The organism is Chitinimonas viridis (assembly GCF_030409555.1).
GTDB classification, from domain to species: Bacteria; Pseudomonadota; Gammaproteobacteria; order Burkholderiales; family Chitinimonadaceae; genus Chitinimonas; species Chitinimonas viridis.
In genome coordinates this window covers 1-20,133 of the sequence record NZ_JAUFPU010000007.1, presented here as the reverse complement: position 1 = coordinate 20,133, position 20,133 = coordinate 1, and the positions used below count along the sequence as shown (strand labels likewise).

The 20,133-nt window shown below is 62.3% G+C and carries 23 protein-coding genes; 12 read left to right on the top strand and 11 right to left on the bottom strand.

From position 1 onward, the window contains the following. Nucleotides 1-13 precede the first annotated feature (13 nt). From nudK to QWZ03_RS08160, 7 genes are read left to right on the top strand one after another with little or no spacing between them, the layout of a single operon-like run. Entirely contained in the window at nt 14-583 is a 570-nt protein-coding gene (gene nudK / locus QWZ03_RS08190) for a GDP-mannose pyrophosphatase NudK (RefSeq protein ID WP_290332262.1), read from the top strand. After that, the gene (locus QWZ03_RS08185) at nt 583-1,746 is read left to right on the top strand and encodes an FAD-dependent monooxygenase (protein WP_290332261.1); all 1,164 of its coding nucleotides are present in this window, start codon (nt 583-585) and stop codon (nt 1,744-1,746) included. The genes nudK and QWZ03_RS08185 overlap by 1 nt, the downstream gene beginning before the upstream one ends. Beyond that, complete coding sequence (locus QWZ03_RS08180) at nt 1,743-2,897, top strand: UbiH/UbiF family hydroxylase (protein WP_290332260.1); 1,155 nt, start codon at nt 1,743-1,745, stop codon at nt 2,895-2,897. The genes QWZ03_RS08185 and QWZ03_RS08180 overlap by 4 nt, the downstream gene beginning before the upstream one ends. A 29-nt stretch (nt 2,898-2,926) precedes the next feature. Further along, complete coding sequence (locus tag QWZ03_RS08175; RefSeq protein WP_284197277.1) at nt 2,927-3,664, top strand: DsbC family protein; 738 nt, start codon at nt 2,927-2,929, stop codon at nt 3,662-3,664. Between the two features lie 17 nt (nt 3,665-3,681). Then, the gene (locus QWZ03_RS08170) at nt 3,682-4,365 is read left to right on the top strand and encodes a TonB family protein (protein ID WP_290332259.1); all 684 of its coding nucleotides are present in this window, start codon (nt 3,682-3,684) and stop codon (nt 4,363-4,365) included. Between the two features lie 59 nt (nt 4,366-4,424). After that, entirely contained in the window at nt 4,425-5,087 is a 663-nt protein-coding gene (locus QWZ03_RS08165; RefSeq protein WP_290332258.1) for a substrate-binding periplasmic protein, read from the top strand. Between the two features lie 24 nt (nt 5,088-5,111). Continuing rightward, the gene (locus tag QWZ03_RS08160; protein WP_290332257.1) at nt 5,112-5,843 is read left to right on the top strand and encodes a substrate-binding periplasmic protein; all 732 of its coding nucleotides are present in this window, start codon (nt 5,112-5,114) and stop codon (nt 5,841-5,843) included. Here QWZ03_RS08160 and QWZ03_RS08155 read toward each other — a convergent pair. The 3 genes from QWZ03_RS08155 to ppa form a co-directional block, all read right to left on the bottom strand. Further along, the gene (locus tag QWZ03_RS08155) at nt 5,840-6,874 is read right to left on the bottom strand and encodes an NADP(H)-dependent aldo-keto reductase (protein WP_290332255.1); all 1,035 of its coding nucleotides are present in this window, start codon (nt 6,872-6,874) and stop codon (nt 5,840-5,842) included. The genes QWZ03_RS08160 and QWZ03_RS08155 overlap by 4 nt on opposite strands. A gap of 126 nt (nt 6,875-7,000) precedes the next feature. Next, a complete protein-coding gene (locus tag QWZ03_RS08150; RefSeq protein WP_290332254.1) occupies nt 7,001-9,010 on the bottom strand; it encodes a M13 family metallopeptidase in 2,010 nt (669 codons plus the stop codon). Between the two features lie 320 nt (nt 9,011-9,330). Continuing rightward, a complete protein-coding gene (gene ppa / locus QWZ03_RS08145) occupies nt 9,331-9,855 on the bottom strand; it encodes an inorganic diphosphatase (RefSeq protein ID WP_290332253.1) in 525 nt (174 codons plus the stop codon). A gap of 176 nt (nt 9,856-10,031) precedes the next feature. On the opposite strand from ppa, the gene QWZ03_RS08140 reads away from it, so the two are divergent. The 3 genes from QWZ03_RS08140 (at nt 10,032) to QWZ03_RS08130 (ending at nt 13,535) form a co-directional block, all read left to right on the top strand. Next, nucleotides 10,032-10,238, top strand: a complete 207-nt coding sequence (locus QWZ03_RS08140; RefSeq protein WP_290332252.1) for a heavy-metal-associated domain-containing protein — start codon at nt 10,032-10,034, stop codon at nt 10,236-10,238. A 152-nt stretch (nt 10,239-10,390) separates the two neighbouring features. Continuing rightward, nucleotides 10,391-13,096 (top strand): bifunctional acetate--CoA ligase family protein/GNAT family N-acetyltransferase, encoded by a 2,706-nt coding sequence (locus QWZ03_RS08135; protein ID WP_290332251.1) that lies wholly within the window; start codon nt 10,391-10,393, stop codon nt 13,094-13,096. Nucleotides 13,097-13,124: 28 nt separating this feature from the next. Beyond that, nucleotides 13,125-13,535, top strand: a complete 411-nt coding sequence (locus tag QWZ03_RS08130; RefSeq protein WP_290332250.1) for an MAPEG family protein — start codon at nt 13,125-13,127, stop codon at nt 13,533-13,535. Nucleotides 13,536-13,779: 244 nt separating this feature from the next. Here QWZ03_RS08130 and rfbC read toward each other — a convergent pair whose 3' ends face one another. Next, a complete protein-coding gene (gene rfbC / locus QWZ03_RS08125; protein ID WP_290332249.1) occupies nt 13,780-14,325 on the bottom strand; it encodes a dTDP-4-dehydrorhamnose 3,5-epimerase in 546 nt (181 codons plus the stop codon). A gap of 21 nt (nt 14,326-14,346) precedes the next feature. Continuing rightward, on the bottom strand, nt 14,347-14,853 hold the full coding sequence (locus tag QWZ03_RS08120) for an RDD family protein (RefSeq protein WP_290332248.1): 507 nt from the start codon (nt 14,851-14,853) through the stop codon (nt 14,347-14,349). A 112-nt stretch (nt 14,854-14,965) separates the two neighbouring features. Here QWZ03_RS08120 and bioF point away from each other — a divergent pair, with 112 nt between their 5' ends. Then, on the top strand, nt 14,966-16,111 hold the full coding sequence (bioF, locus tag QWZ03_RS08115) for an 8-amino-7-oxononanoate synthase (protein ID WP_290332247.1): 1,146 nt from the start codon (nt 14,966-14,968) through the stop codon (nt 16,109-16,111). A 2-nt stretch (nt 16,112-16,113) separates the two neighbouring features. After that, nucleotides 16,114-16,878 (top strand): pimeloyl-ACP methyl ester esterase BioH, encoded by a 765-nt coding sequence (gene bioH, locus QWZ03_RS08110; RefSeq protein ID WP_290332246.1) that lies wholly within the window; start codon nt 16,114-16,116, stop codon nt 16,876-16,878. A 96-nt stretch (nt 16,879-16,974) separates the two neighbouring features. On the opposite strand, the gene QWZ03_RS08105 is transcribed toward bioH, so the two are convergent. The 6 genes from QWZ03_RS08105 to QWZ03_RS08080 all read right to left on the bottom strand — a co-directional run. After that, nucleotides 16,975-17,337, bottom strand: a complete 363-nt coding sequence (locus QWZ03_RS08105) for a GFA family protein (protein ID WP_441302635.1) — start codon at nt 17,335-17,337, stop codon at nt 16,975-16,977. 119 nt (nt 17,338-17,456) lie between these two features. Beyond that, on the bottom strand, nt 17,457-18,446 hold the full coding sequence (locus QWZ03_RS08100) for an NAD(P)H-dependent glycerol-3-phosphate dehydrogenase (RefSeq protein WP_290332243.1): 990 nt from the start codon (nt 18,444-18,446) through the stop codon (nt 17,457-17,459). After that, nucleotides 18,443-18,895, bottom strand: coding sequence for an SH3 domain-containing protein (locus tag QWZ03_RS08095; RefSeq protein WP_290332242.1), 453 nt, complete (start codon nt 18,893-18,895; stop codon nt 18,443-18,445). The genes QWZ03_RS08100 and QWZ03_RS08095 overlap by 4 nt, the downstream gene beginning before the upstream one ends. Continuing rightward, nucleotides 18,873-19,334, bottom strand: coding sequence for a protein-export chaperone SecB (secB, locus tag QWZ03_RS08090; RefSeq protein WP_284197293.1), 462 nt, complete (start codon nt 19,332-19,334; stop codon nt 18,873-18,875). Before secB ends, QWZ03_RS08095 begins: the two co-directional genes overlap by 23 nt. Nucleotides 19,335-19,416: 82 nt before the next feature. After that, the gene (gene grxC / locus QWZ03_RS08085; RefSeq protein WP_290332240.1) at nt 19,417-19,674 is read right to left on the bottom strand and encodes a glutaredoxin 3; all 258 of its coding nucleotides are present in this window, start codon (nt 19,672-19,674) and stop codon (nt 19,417-19,419) included. A gap of 82 nt (nt 19,675-19,756) precedes the next feature. After that, nucleotides 19,757-20,133: hypothetical protein (locus tag QWZ03_RS08080; protein WP_290332239.1), on the bottom strand; the 377-nt coding region annotated here is incomplete at its 5' end.

Here is a 20,133-nt window from a genome sequence, read left to right as displayed (position 1 = left end):
CCGGGTCGAGATCATGGACAGTCAGTTGCTGTCGGACAACTGGTATCTGCTGCATCGTTACCGCTACAGGCTGACGCGCCGTGATGGCGAGGTGCAGGAGCAGATCCGCGAGGTCTACGACCGTGGCAATGGTGCGGTCATCCTGCTCTATAACCGTGCCCAGGGAACCGTGGTGCTGACCCGGCAGTTCCGCTTGCCGACCTGGGTCAATGGCAACACTGATGGCATGCTGGTGGAGGCCTGCGCCGGCTTGCTGGATGCCGATAGCCCGGCCGATTGCATACGCCGCGAGGTGGCCGAGGAAACCGGCTACCGGGTGGGGCAGGTGCAGAAGGTGTTCGAGGCCTATATGTCGCCTGGCTCGGTGACCGAGATACTGCACTTCTTTGTGGCAGAGTATCAGCCGGCCGACAGGCAGGCTGAAGGTGGCGGGCTGGAGCAGGAAGGCGAGGATATCGAAGTGCTGGAGTGGTCGTTTACCGAGGCTGTCGCCGCCGTGGCCAGCGGTGCCATACGCGATGGCAAAACCATCATGCTGCTGCAGTATGCCCAGTTGCATGATTTATTGGGGGTGGGGCGCTGATGCGCGATTTCCCCGATCATCTGGATCTGATTATCGTCGGCGGCGGGCCGGTGGGGGGCGCCTTGGCGCTGTTGCTGGCCCACCGTGGCTGGCAGGTCGGTGTGCTGGAGGCACGCCAGCAGCCCGCGCAGGACAGCCGCGCCCTGGCGGTGGCCCATGCCAGCCGGCAGACCCTGGCGGGCCTGGGTGTCTGGCCACAGGCGGCCGCAACGCCAATACATACCGTGCATGTCTCGCAGCAGCAGGCTTTTGGTCGGGTCAAGCTCAGTGATGTAGACCTGGGCTTGCCAGCGCTGGGCTATGTGCTGCCCTATGCAGACCTGGCCATGGCCATACACGCCAGACTGGCCGAACAGGCCGGCGGCGTGCATTACCTGACGGGGGCGCAGGTGAGTGGCCTGAAGTCGCTGGATGGCTATGCCGTGGTCACCGTCAGCCAGGGCGGGCAGGAGCGTCTGCTAACGACCCGCCTGGCCGTATTGGCCGAAGGTGGGAAGTTGCTGGCTGGCAGCGGCATAGGCCAGTCCGAACATGATTACCAGCAGCAGGCTGTGGTGGCTGAAGTCTGGTCCGATACACCGCACCGTGGCCAAGCGTTCGAGCGTTTTGCGCTGGACGGCCCGATTGCCATGCTGCCCAAGCAGGATCATTACGCCTTGGTCTGGACGCGGCCCGCTCACGACCCCTTGGCAGTGCTGGGATTGCCTGATGCCGCGTTTCTGGCTGCCTTGCAGGACCGCATGGGCGATCGGGCCGGCCTGCTGACGCGCGTGGGGACACGGGCTGCGTTTCCGCTGCGGCTGAAGTGGGCGGATGCGCACCATGGCCGCCGTATCGCGGTGGTGGGCAATGCGGCCCAGACCCTGCACCCGGTAGCGGGCCAGGGCTTCAACCTGGGCTTGCGTGACGCGATCACCCTGGCCAGGGTGATCGCGGCGACGCCGCCGCCCGCGCTGGGGGATATGGACATGCTGGCCCGCTATGCTGCCTTGCGACAGCGCGACAGCCTGGCGACCGTGGGCTTTACCGACGGGCTGATACGGCTGTTTGGCCTGGAATCGGTGCCGGTGCGGCATCTACGGGCCGCAGGCCTGCTGGCGCTGGACAATCTCCAGCCGCTGCGGCGTGGTTTTGCGCAACGCATGGTGTTTGGTACGGCATGAATCAGCGAGAATTTGATATCGTGATCGTGGGTGGCGGCCTGGTCGGTGCCAGTTTGGCCCTGGCCCTGGCTGGACAGTGGCGGGTGGCCTTGCTGGAGCGAGCCCTGCCGCCGCTGCCGGCCTCCCTGCCGCAGGATTGGGACAATCGCATCTTTGCCATCAGCCCCGGCAGCCAGGCTTTTCTGGCGGGTCTTGGCGCCTGGCCGCCCTTGCGCGCCGGCTGCATACGCGAGATGGACGTGCGGGGCGATGCCGGGGGGCGTATTCATTTCGATGCGCTGGAGCTGGCCAGTGAACAACTGGCTGCAACGGTAGAAAATAGGGGCCTGCAAGCACTGCTATGGCAGGCCTTGCAAGGCCGAGTGGAACTATTGGCGCCGGCCAGCCTCCATGCTGTGCAATTTGATGCGGACCACGTCAGCCTGACCTTGGCGGACGGGTCTAGCATTCAGGCTCGTCTTGCCGTGGCTGCCGACGGCGCGCATTCCTGGCTGCGTGAGCAGGCCGGTATCGCCTTTGCCCGCCAGCCCTATGAGCAACAAGGTGTGGTGGCCAATTTCAGCTGCCAGCGACCACATGGTGATATTGCCCGGCAATGGTTCGGTCATGATGGGATACTGGCTTGGCTGCCCTTGCCGGGCAACCGTATCTCCATGGTCTGGTCTACCGGCAATCAGCACGCGACCGAGTTGCTGGGCCTGGCGCCTGAACTGCTGGCCGCCCGGGTTGCGGCTGCTGGTGGGCATGGTCTGGGCGTATTGGTGCCCTTGTGCCCTGCGGCGGGGTTTCCTCTCAGCCTAGGCCGTGCCGAGCGCAGCATAGGTAGACGACTGGCCTTGGTGGGGGATGCTGCCCATACGGTGCATCCTCTGGCTGGGCAGGGCGTTAATCTGGGGTTTGGCGATGCCAGGGTGTTGGCGGATCTGCTCAACGCCAAGCCGGGGCGTGACCCGGGCGATGCCATGCTGCTGCAGCGCTACGCCCGCAGCCGTGCCGAAGAAGTGCTACTGATGCAGACCGTTTGTGACGGCCTGCAAAAGCTGTTTGCCAGCCCAGACCCGGTTCTGGGCCGTGTACGCAATATGGGCCTGCAACTGACCGATGCATTGGCGCCGCTTAAGCGGACCCTGATGCGGCAGGCTTTTCGTTAATCTTTTTTACACCCAACGCAGGACATCACATGATTGCTTTCAACAAACGGTTATTCGCAGCGCTGGTGGGTTTGTCGCTGGCAGCGTGTGCCAATGCAGCTGGCGATGCGCCTGCTAACCTCAAGGCCGACATCCAGAAGAAATTCCCCAATCGGCCGATTGAGAGTGTGCGCACCACGCCGCTCAAGGGTATTTACGAAGTGGTGATGGAAGGCCGCCAGATCATCTACACCGACAACCGTGGCGACTTCATCCTGGTCGGCGATCTGGTGGACGTGAAGAACAAGGTCAGCCTGACTGAAAGCCGCATGAAGGAGCTGACGCGGGTGGATTTTGCCAGCCTGCCGTTGGATAAGGCGCTCAAGCTCGTACGCGGTACGGGTGCGCGCAAGGTGGCGGTGTTCTCTGACCCCGATTGCCCTTTCTGCAAGAAGATAGAGCGCGAAACCATTGCCAAGCTGGACAATGTGACGGTCTACACCTTCCTCTACCCCTTGGCCCAGCTTCATCCCGATGCGGCCCGCAAGTCGGCACTGATCTGGTGTGCGGCTGACCGGCAGAAGGCCTGGCAAGGCTGGATGTTCGAAGGCAAGCTGCCCGAGGGTAGCGATAGCTGCCCTAACCCGGTGGCCGACACGGTGGCCCTGGCGGACAAGCTGGGCATCAACGGTACGCCTGCCATGGTATTCGAGAGCGGCGAGCTGGTATCGGGCGCCATCCCGCTGGAAGAGTTTGAAGCCAAGCTGTCGGCCAAGAAGACCAAGTAAGCCGTATTGCCGTGCCCATGCCGCGACGACTCTTCTATGCCTTGGCGGGTTCTGCGCTGGTGCATGCAAGCTTGTTGTCGCTGCTGGGGGCGGAAGCAGTAACAGGGCAGGGGCGCCATGCCCTGGCCCTGGATGTGACACTGCAGCCCAAGCTGGCCAGGGTGGCGCTTCAGCCCGCCCCGCCGGCGCCCTTGCCGACGCAGCCCGGTATGGCTGAACCACAGCCTGCGGCACCCGTAACGCCACCCACGCTAGAAGCCCCAGCCACGCCTGCAGCCGAGCCGGTCGAGGTAGCCTTGGTGTCATCCTTGCCCAGCGCCATAGCGGTGTTTGGCGGCACTAGCGATACCACCTGGTACACCAGCGAGGAGGTGGATGTCGCGGCGGAATCGTTGGTGGAAGTGCGGGTCGATACGCCCTTGGACATGGGACATGCCAAGCTGGATGGGCGGGTGAAGGTGGCGGTTTATGTCGATGAGTTTGGTGTGACCGACCGTGTCGAGGTGGTGGAATCCACGGCGGACGAGATACTCAACAACCTGGCCATCGGTGCCTTTCGTCGGGCGGTATGGCAGCCCGCCATGCTGGAGGGGCGGCGGGTGCGCAATCTGAAGCAGATTGAAGTCTGTTTTGGCCGCTGCGATGCCACGCCCTTGCGCTATAAAGAAATGATTGAGGTTATAGAGCCGCCCAAGCCGTGATCCGTCATTTGCTACTTGTCAGCTTGTTCCTACTGTCGTGCGCCTGCGCGGCGGAGAAATTGCGCATAGGCTTTGGGACCCATAAGCCACCATACATCTTTGAGCAGGAAAAGCGCGGGCTGGAATACGATATCGTGGTGCAGGCCGCCATGGCGGCAGGTTTCGAAGTGGAACCTTTTTTTGCACCCATGGAACGGCTGCATCGCATGCAGGAGATGAGCCAGATTGATGCCATTGCCACAACCAATACCCGCAGTGGCGTGCCGGCTCATTACTCCAAACCGTACATCGAATACCACAATGTGGCGGTGGCGCTGGCCTCGCGCAAGCTCAATCTGCGCAGCATTGCGGATCTGGGGGGCTATTCGGTCAGCGCCTTCCAGCGCGCCCGCACCCTGCTGGGCACGGAGTTCCAGGCCATGGCGTCCAACAATCCCCAGTATCGGGAAGAGGCTCAGCAAATTGCTCGCAATCGCCTGCTGTATTCGGGCCGTATCGATGTGGTAGTAGGTGACAGACGCATCATTCAATACTTCAATCGCGAAGTATCGGACGTGGTGGATACCCGCCAACCCGTCAACTGGTTTACCTTGTTTCCCCCTACGCCCTACCAGGTGGCCTTCAGGCTGGCTGAACAACGCGATCGTTTTGATGCGGGCTTGGATGCGCTGCGCAAGAGCGGGGAATACCTCGCCATCGAGAAGAAGTACGACAGCTATTGATGGGACTGCCAGGAGGAGATCATCATGCGATTGTTGTTGCTGCTTGTCGGCTTGGTGCTGCCGGGTGGGCCCGCAGCCTGGGCTGAGACGCTGGTGGTGGGCTTTGGCAGTTACAAGCCCCCTTATATCTTCGAGACCGGCAATACCGGCCTGGAATATGAAATCGTGGTGGCGGTGGCGCAGGAGGCGGGTTTGACGGTGCAACCCTTTTTTGCCCCGCAGGAGCGCCTGCACCAGATGCTGGCGGAGGGCGGAATCGATGCATTGACCACCACGGGCGAGCAAAGCGGGGTCAAGGCGTTCTACTCCCAGCCTTATATCCGGTATCACAATTTCGCGGTCACGCTGGCCGAGCGGCGCATCGTTCTGCGCAATGTGGCGGATCTGGGCCGCTACTCGGTGAGTTCATTCCAGCGGGCGCGTAGCTTGCTGGGGCCGGATTTCCAGGCCATGACCGTGGCCAACCCCCTGTATCGCGAGGAGCCGCAGCAATTGCGGCGCAATCAGCAGCTGATGGGTGGCCGGGTGGATGTCATCGTCGGTGACAAGCGCATCATCCAGTACCATCTCAAGCATGAAATGGCAGGGCAGCCAGGCATGGGCAAGCCACTGGCCTGGCACGAACTGTTTGCCCCCACCAACTATCGCATGGGATTTCGCAACGCCGTCCAGCGAGACCGCTTCGATGCGGCGCTGGCGGCCCTGCGCAAGCGGGGCGATTACGCCGCCATCGAGCAGCGCTACGCCAGCTTCTAAGGGGCAGGATTAGGGTAGCGCCGGTGGATAGCTTCTATTCCATCCAGCACGGCCTGCGGCAACACCAGTTCGGTGCTGTCCAGGTTTTCGGCCAACTGCCCCAATTGGGTCGCGCCTATGATGGTGCTGCTGACATACCAGCGGTGCTGCGCCCAGGCCAGGGCCATCTGGGCAGGCTTGAGACCATGCTCCCGGGCCAGCGCGACATAGGCGGCGACGGCAGGCGGGAGCTGTTCCTTGCCATAGCGCTGGCCAAAAGCAGGAAAGCGGGTGATACGGCCGGCGGCCTGCGGGTCATCCAGGTATTTGCCACTCAGGTGGCCGAAGGCCAGCGCACTATAGGCCAGCAGCCCCACATGCTCGCGATGACAGACTTCGGCCAGGCCCTGCTCGAAGCTGCGGTTCACCAGGCTGAAGGCATTCTGTACGCTGGCGACGCGGGGCAGGCCGTGCTGCTCTGCCAGCTTGATGAACTGGCAGACACCCCAGGGGGTTTCGTTGGAGAGGCCCACATAGCGTATCTTGCCCTGTTCCACCAGCCGTCCCAGCGCAGTCAGTTGCTCGTGCAGGCTGGGCTGGTGGCGCTCATCGGCTGGTTCGTACTGGCTGGCCCCAAACAGCGGGACGCTACGGGCAGGCCAGTGCAATTGGTAAAGATCGATGTAATCGGTACGCAGGCGCTGCAGGCTGGCCTCTACGGCCTGTTGAATCTGCGGGCCATCGCAACGCAAGGGTGAGCGCAGCCATTGCAGCCCTCGGCCAGGGCCGGCCACCTTGGTGGCAATGATCAGCTTGTCGCGCGGTTGCCGTGCCAGCCAGGTACCGAGGTAGCGTTCGCTCAGCCCCTGGGTTTCTGCCCGGGCGGGGACAGGGTACATCTCGGCCACATCAATGAAATTGATGCCGCGCTCATAGGCCAGGTCCAGCTGGGCGTGCGCCTCGGCCTCAGTGTTCTGTTCACCAAAGGTCATGGTACCCAGGCAGAGGGCACTGACCTGGAGTTGGCTGCTGCCCAGTGGCTGGTAGCGCATGGCGGTCTTCCGTGTCGGATGGGGAGCACAGAATAGCGCAAGGGCAGCGGCTTGTGGGGCGTGGGACAAGGGGGGCATGACCAACAAAAAAAGGCCGCTTGCGCGGCCCCAAGAAGCGTTGGTGTCCTACCAGATGCGTATGCGCTCGCTGGTGGGTTTGAACATGCCGTCGCCCTGCTTGACGTTGAAGGCCTCCATAAAGGCATCGCTGTTGACGGCGGCGCCGATGGGGCGCAGCGTGGAGGGCGAATGCGGGCCTGTTGTCAGTTGTTGCAGGAGTCGGGCTTCGCGGGTCTTGTTACGCCAGACCTGGGCAAAACCGATAAAGAAGCGCTGCTCGCCGGTATAGCCGTCCAGCGTAGGTGCCGGCTTGCCGTCCAGGCTGAGCAGATAGGCCTTGTGGGCAATCTGCAGGCCGGAGAGATCGGCGATGTTCTCGCCCAGCGTCAGTTTGCCGTTGACGTAGCGGCCGGCTATGGGTTGGTACTGGCTGTATTGCGCCACCATGCGCTCTGCCAGCTTGCCAAAGGCGGCCTTGTCGCTGGCCTGCCACCAATTCTGCAGGTTGCCTTGGCCGTTGAACATGCTGCCTTCGTCGTCAAAACCGTGGCTGATCTCATGGCCGATGACCGCGCCTATGCCGCCGTAGTTGACCGCATCGTCAGCCTCGGCGTCAAAGAACGGGGCCTGCAGGATGGCCGCCGGGAACACGATCTCATTGAGGGAGGCGTTGTAATAGGCGTTCACCGTCTGGGGCGTCATGCCCCATTCCTCGCGGTCTATGGGCTGGCCCAGGTGGGCAAGTTCGCGGGCATAGTCAAACTGGTGGCCGCGCAGCACATTGCCCAGCAGGTCATCGTGCTTGATGGTCAGCCCGCTGTAGTCGCGCCAGCGCTTGGGGTAGCCGATCTTGACCGTGTAGTTGGCCAGCTTGGCCTGGGCCGCCTGCTTGGTGGCGGGGCTCATCCATTCCAGCTTGTCTATGCTCTGGCCATAGGCCTTGAGCAGGTTGTCCACCAGGGTTTGCATCTTTTGCTTGGCCTGGGGCGGGAAGTATTGCGCCACATAGAGCTGGCCCACGGCTTCACCCAGGTTCTTCTCCACTATTTCCACGCCACGTTTCCAGCGTGGTCGTGGCTGTTTGGCACCGGCTATGGCCTGGTCGTGGTAGTGGAAGCTGGCGTCGGCAAACGGGCTGGACAGATAGGGGGCGTAGCCGTCCAGCACCCGGATGCGCAGGTAGTCCCGCCATAGCGGCAGCGGCTCGCTGTGCAGCAGCTTGGCCAGGGTGCTGATGTAGCCCGGCTGGCTGATATTGGCCTCGGTGGCCTGGGCGGCGTCCGCTGCGGCCAGGAAGGCGTCCCAATCCAGCTGCGGCGCCAGGGCTTTGAGGCCGGCACGGTCAAGCTTGTTGTAGGTTTTCTCGGGGTCGCGATTGTCGACCTTGCTCCACTGGGCGTGTGCAAGCCTGCCCTCCAGGGCGATCACTGCGTCGGCCTTGGTGCTGGCGTCCTGGGCCGTTTCGCCATCCAGCATGAGCAGGGTCTGCAGATAGGTCTTGTAGGCGGCACGCGCTGCGGCCATACGCGCATCCGGCTCGCTGTAATAGTCGCGATCGGGCAGGCCTAGCCCGCCCTGGCGGATATCCAGCAGGTAGCGGGTGGCGTCCTTGCTGTCTTGATCGACGCTGATACGCAGCGGCAGGCGCACGCCCCGGCTTTGCCATAGTCCCAGCGCGGTCAACAGGCCAGCCTGGTTTTTGATGGCGGCTATCTGCTCAAGCAGTGGCTTGAGTGGTTTGTTGCCCAGCTGCTCTACCTGGGCTTGATCCATGAAGCTGCCATACAGTGCGGCGATCTGGCGTGCGTTGGCATCATCCTGTTTGGTGGCCGCTTCGATGATGCCGCGTACCTGCTGTTCGGACTGATCACGCAACTGCTGGAAGGCGCCCCAGCTGGTGCGGTCGGCCGGGATCTCGGTCTTTTTCTCCCAGCCGCCATTGACCGCTGCATAGAGATTGTCCTGTATGCGTATGCTGGTATCGAAGTTGCTCAGGTCTATGCCGGATTTGGGTGCGCCAAGGGCACTGAGTGGTAGTGCCAGCGCGAGTGCGCAGGTGAGGCGGGTCAGTTGCATGTGTTGTCCCCTGTTGTAAGCTTTTTAGTTGAAAAGCCGAAGCCAGCTCGTGGGCTACCCAGCGCCAGCGCAGCGGGAGGGCTGGGTATGGGTTCAGTCAGGGAGCGCCTGTTGGCCCAGGCTGCACTGACGTCCCGCGCCTGGGTTTCCTTGACGCCTGTTCCGTTCCGCCCATCAGTGACTTGGGTTCTTCGCGGGTTCTTATGCCAGAGAGGCAAGGGCGGGGGCCAGTACGATGCGACGAGCTGTCGATCAAGGGGATGAATGGAAATGAAAAACGGCCGCTTGCGGCGGCCGTTTTGGGCGGTGACTGAGCAGGCTTACTTGTAGCGCGCTACGCCGTCGACCAGTTCCTTCTGGGCGGCTTCGATGCCGTCCCAGCCGGTTACCTTGACCCACTTGCCCTTTTCGAGGTCCTTGTAGTGCTCGAAGAAGTGGCGGATCTGTTCCAGCAGCAGCGGGGGCAGGTCGCCGGTGGACTTGATCTCCTTGTACATGGGGCAGAGCTTGTCCACCGGCACGGCGATCAGCTTGGCATCGATACCGGCCTCGTCTTCCATCTTCAGCACGCCCAGCGGACGGCAGCGCACCACCACGCCCAGGCTGAGGGGGAAGGGGGTGACGACCAGCACGTCGACCGGGTCGCCATCCTCGCTGAGGGTCTGCGGCACGTAGCCATAGTTGCATGGGTAGAACATGGCGGTGCCCATGAAACGGTCCACGAACATGGCGCCGGTTTCCTTGTCCAGTTCGTACTTGATGGGGGCAGCGTTGGCGGGGATTTCGATGACGACGTTGAAGTCGTTCGGTACGTCCTTGCCAGCAGATACGCGGTCGAGATTCATGGTTTGTCCTTGGTTCAATGCAGGAGAGATTTAATCAGCGGAAGGATTATACCCGCCCGGTATCGGCTCTGTTGACCACAACGTGCGCGGAAGATTGCTGCACTATGGCAGGGGACGGCGTGGTGATAGGCTTGGTGCTCAGGTCATGTCCGTAGCGATAGGCAAAGGAGCAAGTGATGGAACAGGTATTCAAGGTGGAAGGCATGAGCTGCGGTGGTTGCGTGGCTTCGGTGGAACGCGCCGTCAAGGCGGTGGCTGGCGTGAGTGCCGTACAGGTGCGCCTAGCGGAAGCGGAAGCGACCGTAGTATTCGAGCCACAGCAGGCCACGGTGGCTGCAATACGCGCTGCCATAGAGGCTGCGGGCTTTGATGTGCCGGCTTGATGCCCGTCTGTAGAGGATGGGGCTGCAGGCAGGTTCAGGAGCGCTGCGGCATGCCTGGGCTGCATGCTGGGCGGCGATAGCGTCACTAGCCTTGCCTGGGCAGCGGCTACACTGTAACTGCCCGCTACAACCACACGAGATGGGATGGCTCCATGGAGCGCTGGACCGCAATGAAGGCGCATTACCTCAGCCCGCTGTTCCAGCCGAACAATATCGTGGTGATCGGTGCATCCGAAACCACGGATTCGGTTGGTGCCCGCGTGTTCCGCAACCTGCTCGATGCACCCTTCAAGGGCGCTCTGTTTGGTGTGAACCTGCGGCATGGCGCGGTGTTTGGCGAGCGGGTGTACGACCGCATCGCGGCGGTGCCGGTCGATGAGATAGACCTGGCTGTCATCACCACGTCGGCTCGCACCCTGCCGGGGTTGATGCGGGAGTGCGGCGAGCGTGGTGTGAAGATGGCGCTGGTGCTGTCGCGCGATTTTGTGGCAGTGGATTCCAGCAATCGCGCCCTGCTGGAAGAGGCGGTGGCCATGGCGCGGCAATACGGTGTGCGCCTCTTGGGCCCCAACCTGCTGGGCATGATGCGGCCATCGCAGGGGCTGATTGCTGCCAACTACCAGGGGCATGTGAAGCCGGGCAATCTGGCCCTGGTGTCGCAGTCCAGCTCGGTGGCCAGTGCCATTCTGGATTGGGCCGAAGCCCATGAGGTGGGCTTCTCGGCCGTGGTCTCCATGGGGGCGGCGGCGGATGTGAACTTTGGCGAGATACTGGACTTTCTGTCGCAGGACTCCCAGACACGGGGCATTTTGCTGTACCTGGAGGATGTAGGCGAGGCTCGTGGCTTTATGAGCGCGCTGCGCGCCGCTGCCCGGCAGAAGCCGGTGGTCTGCCTCAAGGTGGGACGTGACCCCAACCCGACAGACCATGCCGCCCGTACGCATTCTTACCGGCTGATAGGGCGGGACGATGCGTTTGATGCCGCATTGCGCCGGGTAGGCGTGTTGCGGGTGCCCACCATGGTGCACATGAGCATCGCCATCCGCATGCTGGCGGCCAACTACCGCACGCGCGGCCGCCGGCTGGCGGTGATTTCCAATGGCTATGGCGCCGGTCGTATGGCGGTGGACAGGGCGCGCGAGCTGGGGGTGGAGATGCCCAGGCTGGATGCGGCCACGGTGGCCTACCTGGATCAATCGCTGCCGCCCATAGGCAATCACGATAACCCGGTGGATATTCTGGGTGATGCGCCGCCAGAGCGCTTTCTGGTAGCTGCCGAGGCCTGCCTGGCTGACCCGAGTGTTGATGGCGTACTGGTGGTGCTGACCCCGCAGGCGGGGACGGATCATCTTGCCACGGCTGAGCGGATGATCGCGCTGCGGCGCAAGACCGACAAGCTATTGATGCTGGTCTGGCTGGGGGACAAGAAGATCGCCTTGTCCCGCAAGTTGCTGGATCGGGCCCATATGGCGTACTTCTTCTCGCCCGAGCATGCGGTGGAGGCGTTTGCCAGCCTGGCGGCCTGGAATTACATACAGGAGCTGAGCCTGCAGACCCCCGGCCCGCTCAGCAGCCGTAGCGAGCCCCATGTGGCACAGGCCAGGCAGGTGATAGCGGGCGCCCTGGCGGCAGGCCGCAGCCTGTTGACCACGGCGGAGTCGCTGGTGGTGCTCGATGCATTCCATATTCCCCATCCACCCACCCTGCCGGCGGCGACGCCGGAGGAGGCGGTGGCTGCTGCTGCCCGCATCGGCTTGCCGGTGGCCTTGAAGATCGATGCCGACAACCTGATACATAAAAGCGATATCGACGGCGTGCTGCTCAATCTCAATTCGCTGGAGCAGGTGGCCGATAATGCCGAGGCCATGCTGGCCTACGCCCGGCAGCGCTTGCCGGCGGGCAGCGTGCATGGGCTGGTGGTGCAGAAGATGCATGGCAAGCGCCATGGCCGGGAGTTGATGCTGGGGGTGGCGCGTGACGCGGTGTTCGGGCCCATCATTGCCTTTGGTTCTGGCGGACTGACGGTGGATGTATTCGAGGATGTGGCGGTGACCTTGCCACCGCTCAATGACATGATTGCAGGCAACCTGATCAAGCGCACCAAGGTGGCCAGGGCATTGGGGCCGTTCCGCAACCATCCGGCGGCCGATGTCGAATCGGTTAAGCAGATACTGCTGCGTTTGTCCGAGATGGTGTGTGAGCTGCCGGAGATGGTGGAGCTGGATCTGAACCCGGTCGTGGTGGATGAACACGGGGCGGTTGCCGTGGATGCCAGCATAGTCGTGGCGGCATTGCCGCCGGGCTTCCGCCGTTATAGCCATATGGCGGTGCACCCCTACCCGGCACATCTGATCACCCACGGCCAGTTGAAGGACGGCATGGCCTGTGTGCTCCGCCCGGTGCGGCCGGAAGATGCGGATGAGCTGCAGTATTTTGTTCGGGTGGAGCTATCGGATGAGAGCCGCTTCAACCGTTTCATGAGTACGCTGAAGCAATTGTCGCCCGGCATGCTGGTGCGTTTTACCCAGCTCGATTACGCCCGCGAGATGGCTGTGGCTGCCACGGTGACGGAGGATGGCCGTGAGCGCATCGCCGGCGTGGCTCGCTATACCGCCAACCCCGATGCCGCCAGTTGCGAGTTTGCGGTGTCCATTGCTGATCGTTGGCAGGGCAAGGGCCTGGGCGTGCAATTGATGGAGGCGCTATTCAAGGCCGCCCGTGATACTGGTTTGTCGTCGATAGAGGGCGATATCCTGGGATCCAATACGGCCATGCTGGGTTTGATGAAGAAACTGGGGTTTGATATACGCCCCCACCCCGATGACGCAACCCTCAAATGGGTGGTGAAGGCGCTTTAACCGTGACGCAATAGACGAAGGAGTAGGTATGAATCCCACTGCGGTGGCCTTGCTGGGCTACGCCGGCTGGTGTGTGCTGATGGTGCTGTTGTTGATCAATCACCGTGCCTTGTTCCTGCTGCGGGGCGAGCGGGCGGTGAACGGCTTCACCGCCGACAACAAGGGGCTGGGGGATCTGGCTGAGCGTATCGTGCGGGTACATGGCAACTGCATCGAGAATCTGCCCCTGGTGGCCACCGTGCTGCTGTATGCCATTGCCACCGGCCAGACCGCCGTCACTGATGCGGCGGCGCCTCTGCTGCTGGGGCTGCGGGTGAGCCAGTCGCTGGTGCACCTGAGTGGTACGCGGGCCTGGCAGGTGTGGCTTAGGCTGAGTTGTTTCCTGGGGCAGCTGGCCATACTGGCGATGTGGCTGCTGCAGTTGCTGATGAAACTCTGAACACCTGCCATGGATGCAAGGCAATGCTGTGGGGATGCCTGAGCTGGCGGCTGGTAGCCCCTGGCACACGCCGTCTTTTTGAGTGGGCTTCAGCTTTTCAGCGATGCAGGTTCATCGCAGGCGCTGAGGCGGTACGCAGCATGGACTGTGGCGCTTCGTTTGGCCCTTGCGGTGTCAGGCCGGGATGGTGGCGAGGTCGCCCAGCTCGCCTGGGGCGGGCTGGGCTTGTCGTGCTGAATGGCGCTTAGTCGAACAGGTCGGCCTCGGCCAGGAGTTTGCCCTGCTGATCCTTGCCGGACAATTGCGGCTCACCGTCGAACTCCCAGTCTATGGCCAGCGTCGGGTCGTTCCAGGCGATGCAGCGCTCATGCGCGGGGGCGTAGTAGTCGGTGGTTTTGTAGAGAAACTCGGCGGTCTCGCTCAAGACCACGAAACCGTGGGCAAAGCCTGCAGGCACCCAGAGTTGGCGCTTGTTTTCGGCCGACAGGCGCACGCCCACCCACTGCCCGAAGGTAGGGGAGGACTTGCGTATGTCCACTGCGACATCCAGTACTTCGCCAGACGCAACCCGAACCAGTTTGCCCTGGGCTTGCTGCAACTGGTAATGCAGGCCGCGCAGCACACCTCGGACTGATTTCGAGTGATTGTCCTGCACGAACTCGACATCGCTGCCGGTCAGCTCGCGGAACAGCCGGGCGTTGAAGCTCTCGTAGAAGAAACCGCGTTCATCGCCGAAGACCTTGGGCTCCAGGATGACGACATCAGGTAGGGCTGTACGTATCGCTTGCATGCGGGTGCTCTATGTCTTGGTTTAGGCGGCGTTGACAACCTTGGTGTCGGCAATCAAGTCGTGTATGCAGCGCTTGTCATCGCGGAAGATGAACAGTACGTCGATGACCGTGAGAATGCCGCCCACTACCGGAATGATGGCCACAACCGAGATGGGCAGGTAGCGGCGCAGCAGCAGCTGGGCCAGGGGCACAGGCTGGTCGCTGGTGCTGACGATACGTATGCCCAGCAGGCTCTTGCCCACTGTCTGGCCTTTGGTATGCAGCAGGTAGCCATGGATGGCGACAAAACACAGAAAGCCCAGGCCTGCCAGCATCAAGGTGGTGCCGAACGAGGGTGTCTGCCCCTTCATGGCCAGCTGCATGGTGCCAAAGGCAAAAGCCAGGGGGATGGCATAGGCCATATTGATCAGTGCATCAATCAGTGCAGCCCATAACCGTGTCCAGCGACTGGCGAGTTCACCGGTACGGGGATCGTCGTCCAGGTTGACGGTCTGGCTGGCGTAGGGATTGATGTTTGGGTCGGACATGTGTGCCTCCTGAATATGGGCAAGTCTTTTTGATGAGGCAGAAAGATAACAGAGCTGCCGTGGTGTGTGGCAACGGCGGTATAAAATGCCAGCCATGACTGATCGATTCTCTATGCTAGATGAGTTGGAGGCGGGGCTGATTGCGCTGGACGCCGGCCATCTGCGTCGCCGTCGCCGTGTGGTGAGCTCGCCGCAGGCAGCCCGCCTGGAGGTGGACGGCAAGCACCTACTCAATTTCTGTGGCAACGACTATCTGGGCCTCGCCAATGATGTGCGCTTGCGGGTGGCCGTGCAGGCGGGGGTGGAGGCCTATGGCGTAGGCAGTGGCGCATCGCACCTGGTTTGCGGCCACCAGCTGCCGCATGAGCAGCTGGAACAGCAGTTTGCGGCCTGGCTGGGTTTGCCGGCGGCACTCGGGTTTGCGACAGGCTATATGGCCAATCTTGGGGTGATCACGGCGCTGATGGGGCGGGGCGATGCGGTGTTTGCTGACAAGCTCAACCACGCCTCGCTCAACGACGCCTGTGTATTGAGCAGGGCGGATTTTCGCCGTTTTGCCCACAACGACCTGGCGGCATTGGAGCACTTGCTGGCGGCAAGCACGGCGCGGCGCAAGCTGATCGCCGTGGATGCGGTCTACAGCATGGATGGCGATATGGCGCCCTTGCCCGCCTTGCTGGCGCTGGCGGAGCGCTACGACGCCTGGCTGTATGTGGATGACGCCCATGGCTTTGGTGTGCTGGGTGGGGGCCGTGGCAGCTTGGCGCACTGGGGGCTGCGCTCCCCGCGGCTGATCTATCTGGCCACGCTGGGCAAGGCGGCTGGCGTGGCCGGGGCCTTGGTGGCCGCCGAGACGGCGGTCATCGAGTGGCTGATCAATAAGGCCCATACGGCGATCTACACGACGGCTGCACCGGCGGCCATTGCACAGGCCGCCTGTGCCTCGCTGTCGGTCATGGCGGCAGAGGGTTGGCGGCGTGAGCGCCTGCAAGCGCATATCGCCCAGCTGCGCGAGGGTCTGCGAGCCAGCCGCTATGCGTTGCTGCCGTCGGAGAGCGCCATACAGCCCATCGTGGTGTCGAACAGCGAGCAGGCCTTGCGGCTATCGCAGCAGCTATGGGAGCGCGGTATCTGGGTAGCGGCGATACGCCCGCCTACGGTGGCAACCGCCCGGCTGCGGGTGACGCTGTCTGCCACGCATGAGACGACGGATGTGGCGGCCCTGCTTGCCGCCTTGCTTGAACTAGTTGGTAATTAGGCATGTCTTTGTATATGGAAACCCTGGGCCAGGGGGCGGATCTGGTTCTGATACACGGCTGGGGCATACACGGTGCGGTGTGGCAGCGAACTGCCGAGCAACTGGCGGCGGATTTCTGCGTGCATATCGTCGATCTGCCCGGCTGTGGTGCCAGCGACATGGTGCATCCCTACGACCTGCCTGCCCTGGCGTCGGCGCTGGATGAGACCTTCCCCTTGCCGGTGCATGTGCTGGGCTGGTCGCTGGGGGGCGCCGTCGGGACGGAATGGGCGCTGCGCTCACCCCACAAGGTGCGCTCGTTGACGCTGTGCGCATCCTCGCCCTGTTTCATGCAGCGGCCGGACTGGCCTAGTGCAACGCCCGCCGAGACATTGACGGCGTTTGCCGACAGTCTGGCGCGGGACTATGCGGCTACCCTGGATATGTTCCTGGCGCTGCAGGTGATGGGCAGCCAGGATGGCCGCAGTGTGCTGCGGGCCCTGCAAGCCAGCCTGGCGGCGCGGCCAGCACCGCAGCGGGCGGCGCTAATGGCCGGCTTGGGCATATTGCAGCAGGCTGATCTGCGCCCGCGCATGGCCGCGGTGCAGTGCCCGGTTCTGTTGCAGTTTGGTGAGCGTGACCGCATGACGCCGCCAGAGGCTGGCCATTGGTTGGCACAGGCAACGCAGGGGGAGCTGGTGCTGCATCAGGGGGCCGGGCACGCGCCCTTTATTTCGCACGAAGGCGAATTCGTGGCGGCGCAGCGGCGGTTTCTGGCGGCCTTATAAAGTACCCGTTGAGGGCGTCATCATCGGCTGCGCCAGCAGTTTGCCCGGGGGAGGGGCACCGGGTTGGGGATGGACGCCTCAGGATGCTTGGGCTGCTTATGACATGGCGGCGCCGACTGCCTGGCGAACCGGTATGCCCTCAGGGTTGAAGCCCTCAAGGCAGTGAACGTTGATGCCAAGATGGTCGGGGGTGACGCGCTTGCGGTGGAAGGGATAGATACCGCAGACCTTGCAGAAGAAGTGTCGTGCTGTCTTGGTGTGAAACTGGTACTCGGTGAGCGAGTCGTCGCCTGCAAGGAGTTTGAAGCTGCTCTCGTGCACCTTGACCATGAGTGCGTTCTTCTTCTTGCAAATGGAGCAGTCGCACATCGTCAGTTCAGGGAAGTCTGTCTCGACTTCGAATTGGACTGCGCCACAGTGGCATGCGCCACGGTAAGTTTGAAGCGGGTGGGATGGCATGCCTAGTGGGCTTTCTGAGCTGGGATTTGCTGCGGCAGGCTGCCGCGTCAGCCTTCCCGCTGCTGTTGTACGCTTGATGGCGCGCGGGATGCTGCTTGGCTGACGCGGTCAGGGCATGCTCAGGCAGCTTCCTTTTTGACGCCACGGCCCATGAGGCCGGCAATGGCTTCTGCGGCGGGTAGGCCGTCGAACAGCATACGGCAGACCGCTGCGGTAATTGGCATCTCGACCTGCTGGCGCAAGGCTTGCTGCTGCACTGCCTGGGCGGTATTGACGCCTTCGGCCACATGCCCCAGGTTCTGGATGATCTCGGCCAGTGGTTTGCCTTCGGCCAGCAACAGGCCTACCTTGCGGTTGCGCGATAGATCGCCGGTACAGGTGAGTATCAAGTCGCCCAGGCCGGACAGGCCGGTAAAGGTTTCCGGGCGGGCGCCCAGTGCCACGCCAAAGCGGGTGATTTCGGCCAGCCCGCGCGTCAGCAAGGCGGCCCGGGCATTGTGGCCCAGCTTCAGGCCATCGCTGACCCCGGCTGCAATGGCCATGATGTTCTTGACCGCGCCGCCTATCTCGGCGCCGATGATATCGGTGCTGGAATAGATGCGCAGCTTGCTGGAATTGAGGGTGGCCGCCATGCTGCCGGCGAAGACTTCGTCCTCCGAGGCCAGGGTCAGCGCGGCGGGCAGGCCGGCGGCCACTTCCTGGGCGAAGCTCGGGCCGGTGAGTATGCCGCGCGGCACCGAGGGTGGCAGTTCGGCATCGGCGACTTCATGGGCCGGTTGCTGGGTGTCGGCCTCCAGGCCTTTGCAGGCCCATAGTACGGGCGCCTGGTTGCCCAATGCAGTGAGGGCGCGCAGCGAGGGCCGCAGGCCGGCGGTCGGGGTGACGATCAAGACCAGCTCGGTGCCTGCCAGCGCACGCGGCAGGTCTGATTCCAGGGCCAGGCCTGCGGGGAAGCGTTGGCCGGGAAGGTAGCGGCTGTTCTCGCCGACCTGCTGCATCTGTGCGATTTGCTCGGCATTGCGGGCCCATAGGGTGACCTGATGGCGCTCGGCAAAGCTCATGGCCAGCGCGGTACCCCAGGCACCAGCGCCCAATACGGTGAGTTTCATAGGCCCCAGACCTCTTCTATGCGGATATAGCCTTGTGCGCCGTCGCGATGCCTGACCTTGACCCAGCCAGTCTTGCCGGTTTCGAGCAGTTCGAAAATGACGCTCTTGTCGGCGACGAACAACAGGGGGGATTTGAGGTCGGCGGCGCCATGTATCTCGGCCCGGTTTACCGCGATGACGACATTGCGCTTGGCGTTGAGCGTGGTTTTGGCTACCCAGGCCAGCGTACCCGACTGATCGCGCACCCGTAGCCAGTCCTTGTTGTCGACCAACACTTCTACCGGCAAGCCTTTGCTGGCGACGAACAGCTTCTTGGCCTGGAGGGAGGGGGCATCATAAAAAACCGCGCCGTGTTCCGCCACCGAGCGGAACTCCAGCGCGGTGGCGGAGAGGGCGGCCAGGCCAGCAAGGCTGGCTGCCAGATACTTACTGAACAGTTGCGGGCGCATCTTGGCTGGCTGCCTGAGCTTGACGCTGGCTATACAGCTGTTCGAAGTTGATCGGTGCCAGGATGACGGGCGGGAAGCCGGCACGGTTGATCAGATCCGACACCACTTCGCGCACATAGGGGAAAAGGATGTTAGGGCAGGCGATACCGAGGATGGGCTCAAGATCTTCATTGGGGATGTTGCGCACCTGGAAGATGCCACCCTGGGCTACTTCGGCCAGGAATACCGTCTTCTCGCCCACGCGAGCCGTCACGGTGACGGTGAGCATGTTCTCGTAATAGCCTTCGTCGATAGCCTTGCTCTCGGTATGCAGCTGCATCTCGATTTCAGGCTGATTGGCTTCGAGGTAGATCTGCGGTGCGTGGGGGACTTCCAGCGACAGGTCTTTGACGAAGAGTTTTTCGATGGAGAAAACGGGTTGTGCTTGCTGATCGCTCATGGCGACTCCTGCTGAAAACGATTGAACTGTTGATAAGAAATGGCGGGCGAATCATCGCAGATTCAGACAGCATATGCCATGTTTAGCGACCAAGCAGGGTATCGAGCTTGCCGGCGTGATCCAGTGCGGCCAAGTCGTCATAGCCCCCTACGTGGAAGTCGTCGATATAGATCTGTGGCACGGTGCGGCGACCGGTGCGTGACATCATTTCATCGCGGCGGACGGGATCCAGATCCACGCGTACCTTCTCGTCTATGGCAACGCCCTTGCTCTTGAGTAGCTGCTCGGCACGTATGCAATAGGGGCAGACGCCCGTGCTGTACATGGTGATGGTAGGCATACGTTTTCCTGGCGGTATGTTCGGGTGGGCTGCGCAGTTGCAGCCTCTCTGCTGCTTAAGTTGTGGGTGGGGCTTGTGATTTTCAAGTGGCCCATGCTATTCGCGCGTTCACTAAACTTATATAGCAAATTTCGATCACCACACCCTCGAACGCCCCGCTTGCGGGGCGTTTTGCCTGGTTTTTGAGGTTTTCTCGGTTTTTTTGCAGGGCGCGATCTTTCGCTGCGTGCGAGTTGGCGCGGGTTTTGGTTGGGAAGCGATAAAAATAGGGTGTTGCGGAGATATTACAGATCAGCGACTTAGGCGTGTTGGTGCGGAAAGTAGCGGAATTTTGCGGAGGAGGTGTTGACGGGTACGGGGAGGGTGCGTATAGTTCGCTTCTCTGCTGCTGACGCAGACAAAAACGAAGCGAAACGAATGAGTTTAGCGGAGTGGGTCTGAAGAAGCAAACGCTCTTTA

Excerpts from the sequence above, each read along its gene's own strand:
- QWZ03_RS08150 (WP_290332254.1), bottom strand. The coding sequence starts at position 9,010 with ATGCAACTGACCCGCCTCACCTGCGCACTCGCGCTGGCACTACCACTC.
- bioH (WP_290332246.1), top strand. The coding sequence starts at position 16,114 with ATGTCTTTGTATATGGAAACCCTGGGCCAGGGGGCGGATCTGGTTCTG.
- QWZ03_RS08185 (WP_290332261.1), top strand. The coding sequence starts at position 583 with ATGCGCGATTTCCCCGATCATCTGGATCTGATTATCGTCGGCGGCGGG.
- secB (WP_284197293.1), bottom strand. The coding sequence starts at position 19,334 with ATGAGCGATCAGCAAGCACAACCCGTTTTCTCCATCGAAAAACTCTTC.
- QWZ03_RS08180 (WP_290332260.1), top strand. The coding sequence starts at position 1,743 with ATGAATCAGCGAGAATTTGATATCGTGATCGTGGGTGGCGGCCTGGTC.
- ppa (WP_290332253.1), bottom strand. The coding sequence starts at position 9,855 with ATGAATCTCGACCGCGTATCTGCTGGCAAGGACGTACCGAACGACTTC.
- QWZ03_RS08175 (WP_284197277.1), top strand. The coding sequence starts at position 2,927 with ATGATTGCTTTCAACAAACGGTTATTCGCAGCGCTGGTGGGTTTGTCG.
- QWZ03_RS08105 (WP_441302635.1), bottom strand. The coding sequence starts at position 17,337 with ATGCCATCCCACCCGCTTCAAACTTACCGTGGCGCATGCCACTGTGGC.
- bioF (WP_290332247.1), top strand. The coding sequence starts at position 14,966 with ATGCTAGATGAGTTGGAGGCGGGGCTGATTGCGCTGGACGCCGGCCAT.
- QWZ03_RS08095 (WP_290332242.1), bottom strand. The coding sequence starts at position 18,895 with ATGCGCCCGCAACTGTTCAGTAAGTATCTGGCAGCCAGCCTTGCTGGC.
- QWZ03_RS08135 (WP_290332251.1), top strand. The coding sequence starts at position 10,391 with ATGGAGCGCTGGACCGCAATGAAGGCGCATTACCTCAGCCCGCTGTTC.
- nudK (WP_290332262.1), top strand. The coding sequence starts at position 14 with ATGGACAGTCAGTTGCTGTCGGACAACTGGTATCTGCTGCATCGTTAC.
- QWZ03_RS08155 (WP_290332255.1), bottom strand. The coding sequence starts at position 6,874 with ATGCGCTACCAGCCACTGGGCAGCAGCCAACTCCAGGTCAGTGCCCTC.
- QWZ03_RS08140 (WP_290332252.1), top strand. The coding sequence starts at position 10,032 with ATGGAACAGGTATTCAAGGTGGAAGGCATGAGCTGCGGTGGTTGCGTG.
- QWZ03_RS08100 (WP_290332243.1), bottom strand. The coding sequence starts at position 18,446 with ATGAAACTCACCGTATTGGGCGCTGGTGCCTGGGGTACCGCGCTGGCC.
- QWZ03_RS08160 (WP_290332257.1), top strand. The coding sequence starts at position 5,112 with ATGCGATTGTTGTTGCTGCTTGTCGGCTTGGTGCTGCCGGGTGGGCCC.
- rfbC (WP_290332249.1), bottom strand. The coding sequence starts at position 14,325 with ATGCAAGCGATACGTACAGCCCTACCTGATGTCGTCATCCTGGAGCCC.
- QWZ03_RS08170 (WP_290332259.1), top strand. The coding sequence starts at position 3,682 with ATGCCGCGACGACTCTTCTATGCCTTGGCGGGTTCTGCGCTGGTGCAT.
- QWZ03_RS08120 (WP_290332248.1), bottom strand. The coding sequence starts at position 14,853 with ATGTCCGACCCAAACATCAATCCCTACGCCAGCCAGACCGTCAACCTG.
- QWZ03_RS08130 (WP_290332250.1), top strand. The coding sequence starts at position 13,125 with ATGAATCCCACTGCGGTGGCCTTGCTGGGCTACGCCGGCTGGTGTGTG.
- grxC (WP_290332240.1), bottom strand. The coding sequence starts at position 19,674 with ATGCCTACCATCACCATGTACAGCACGGGCGTCTGCCCCTATTGCATA.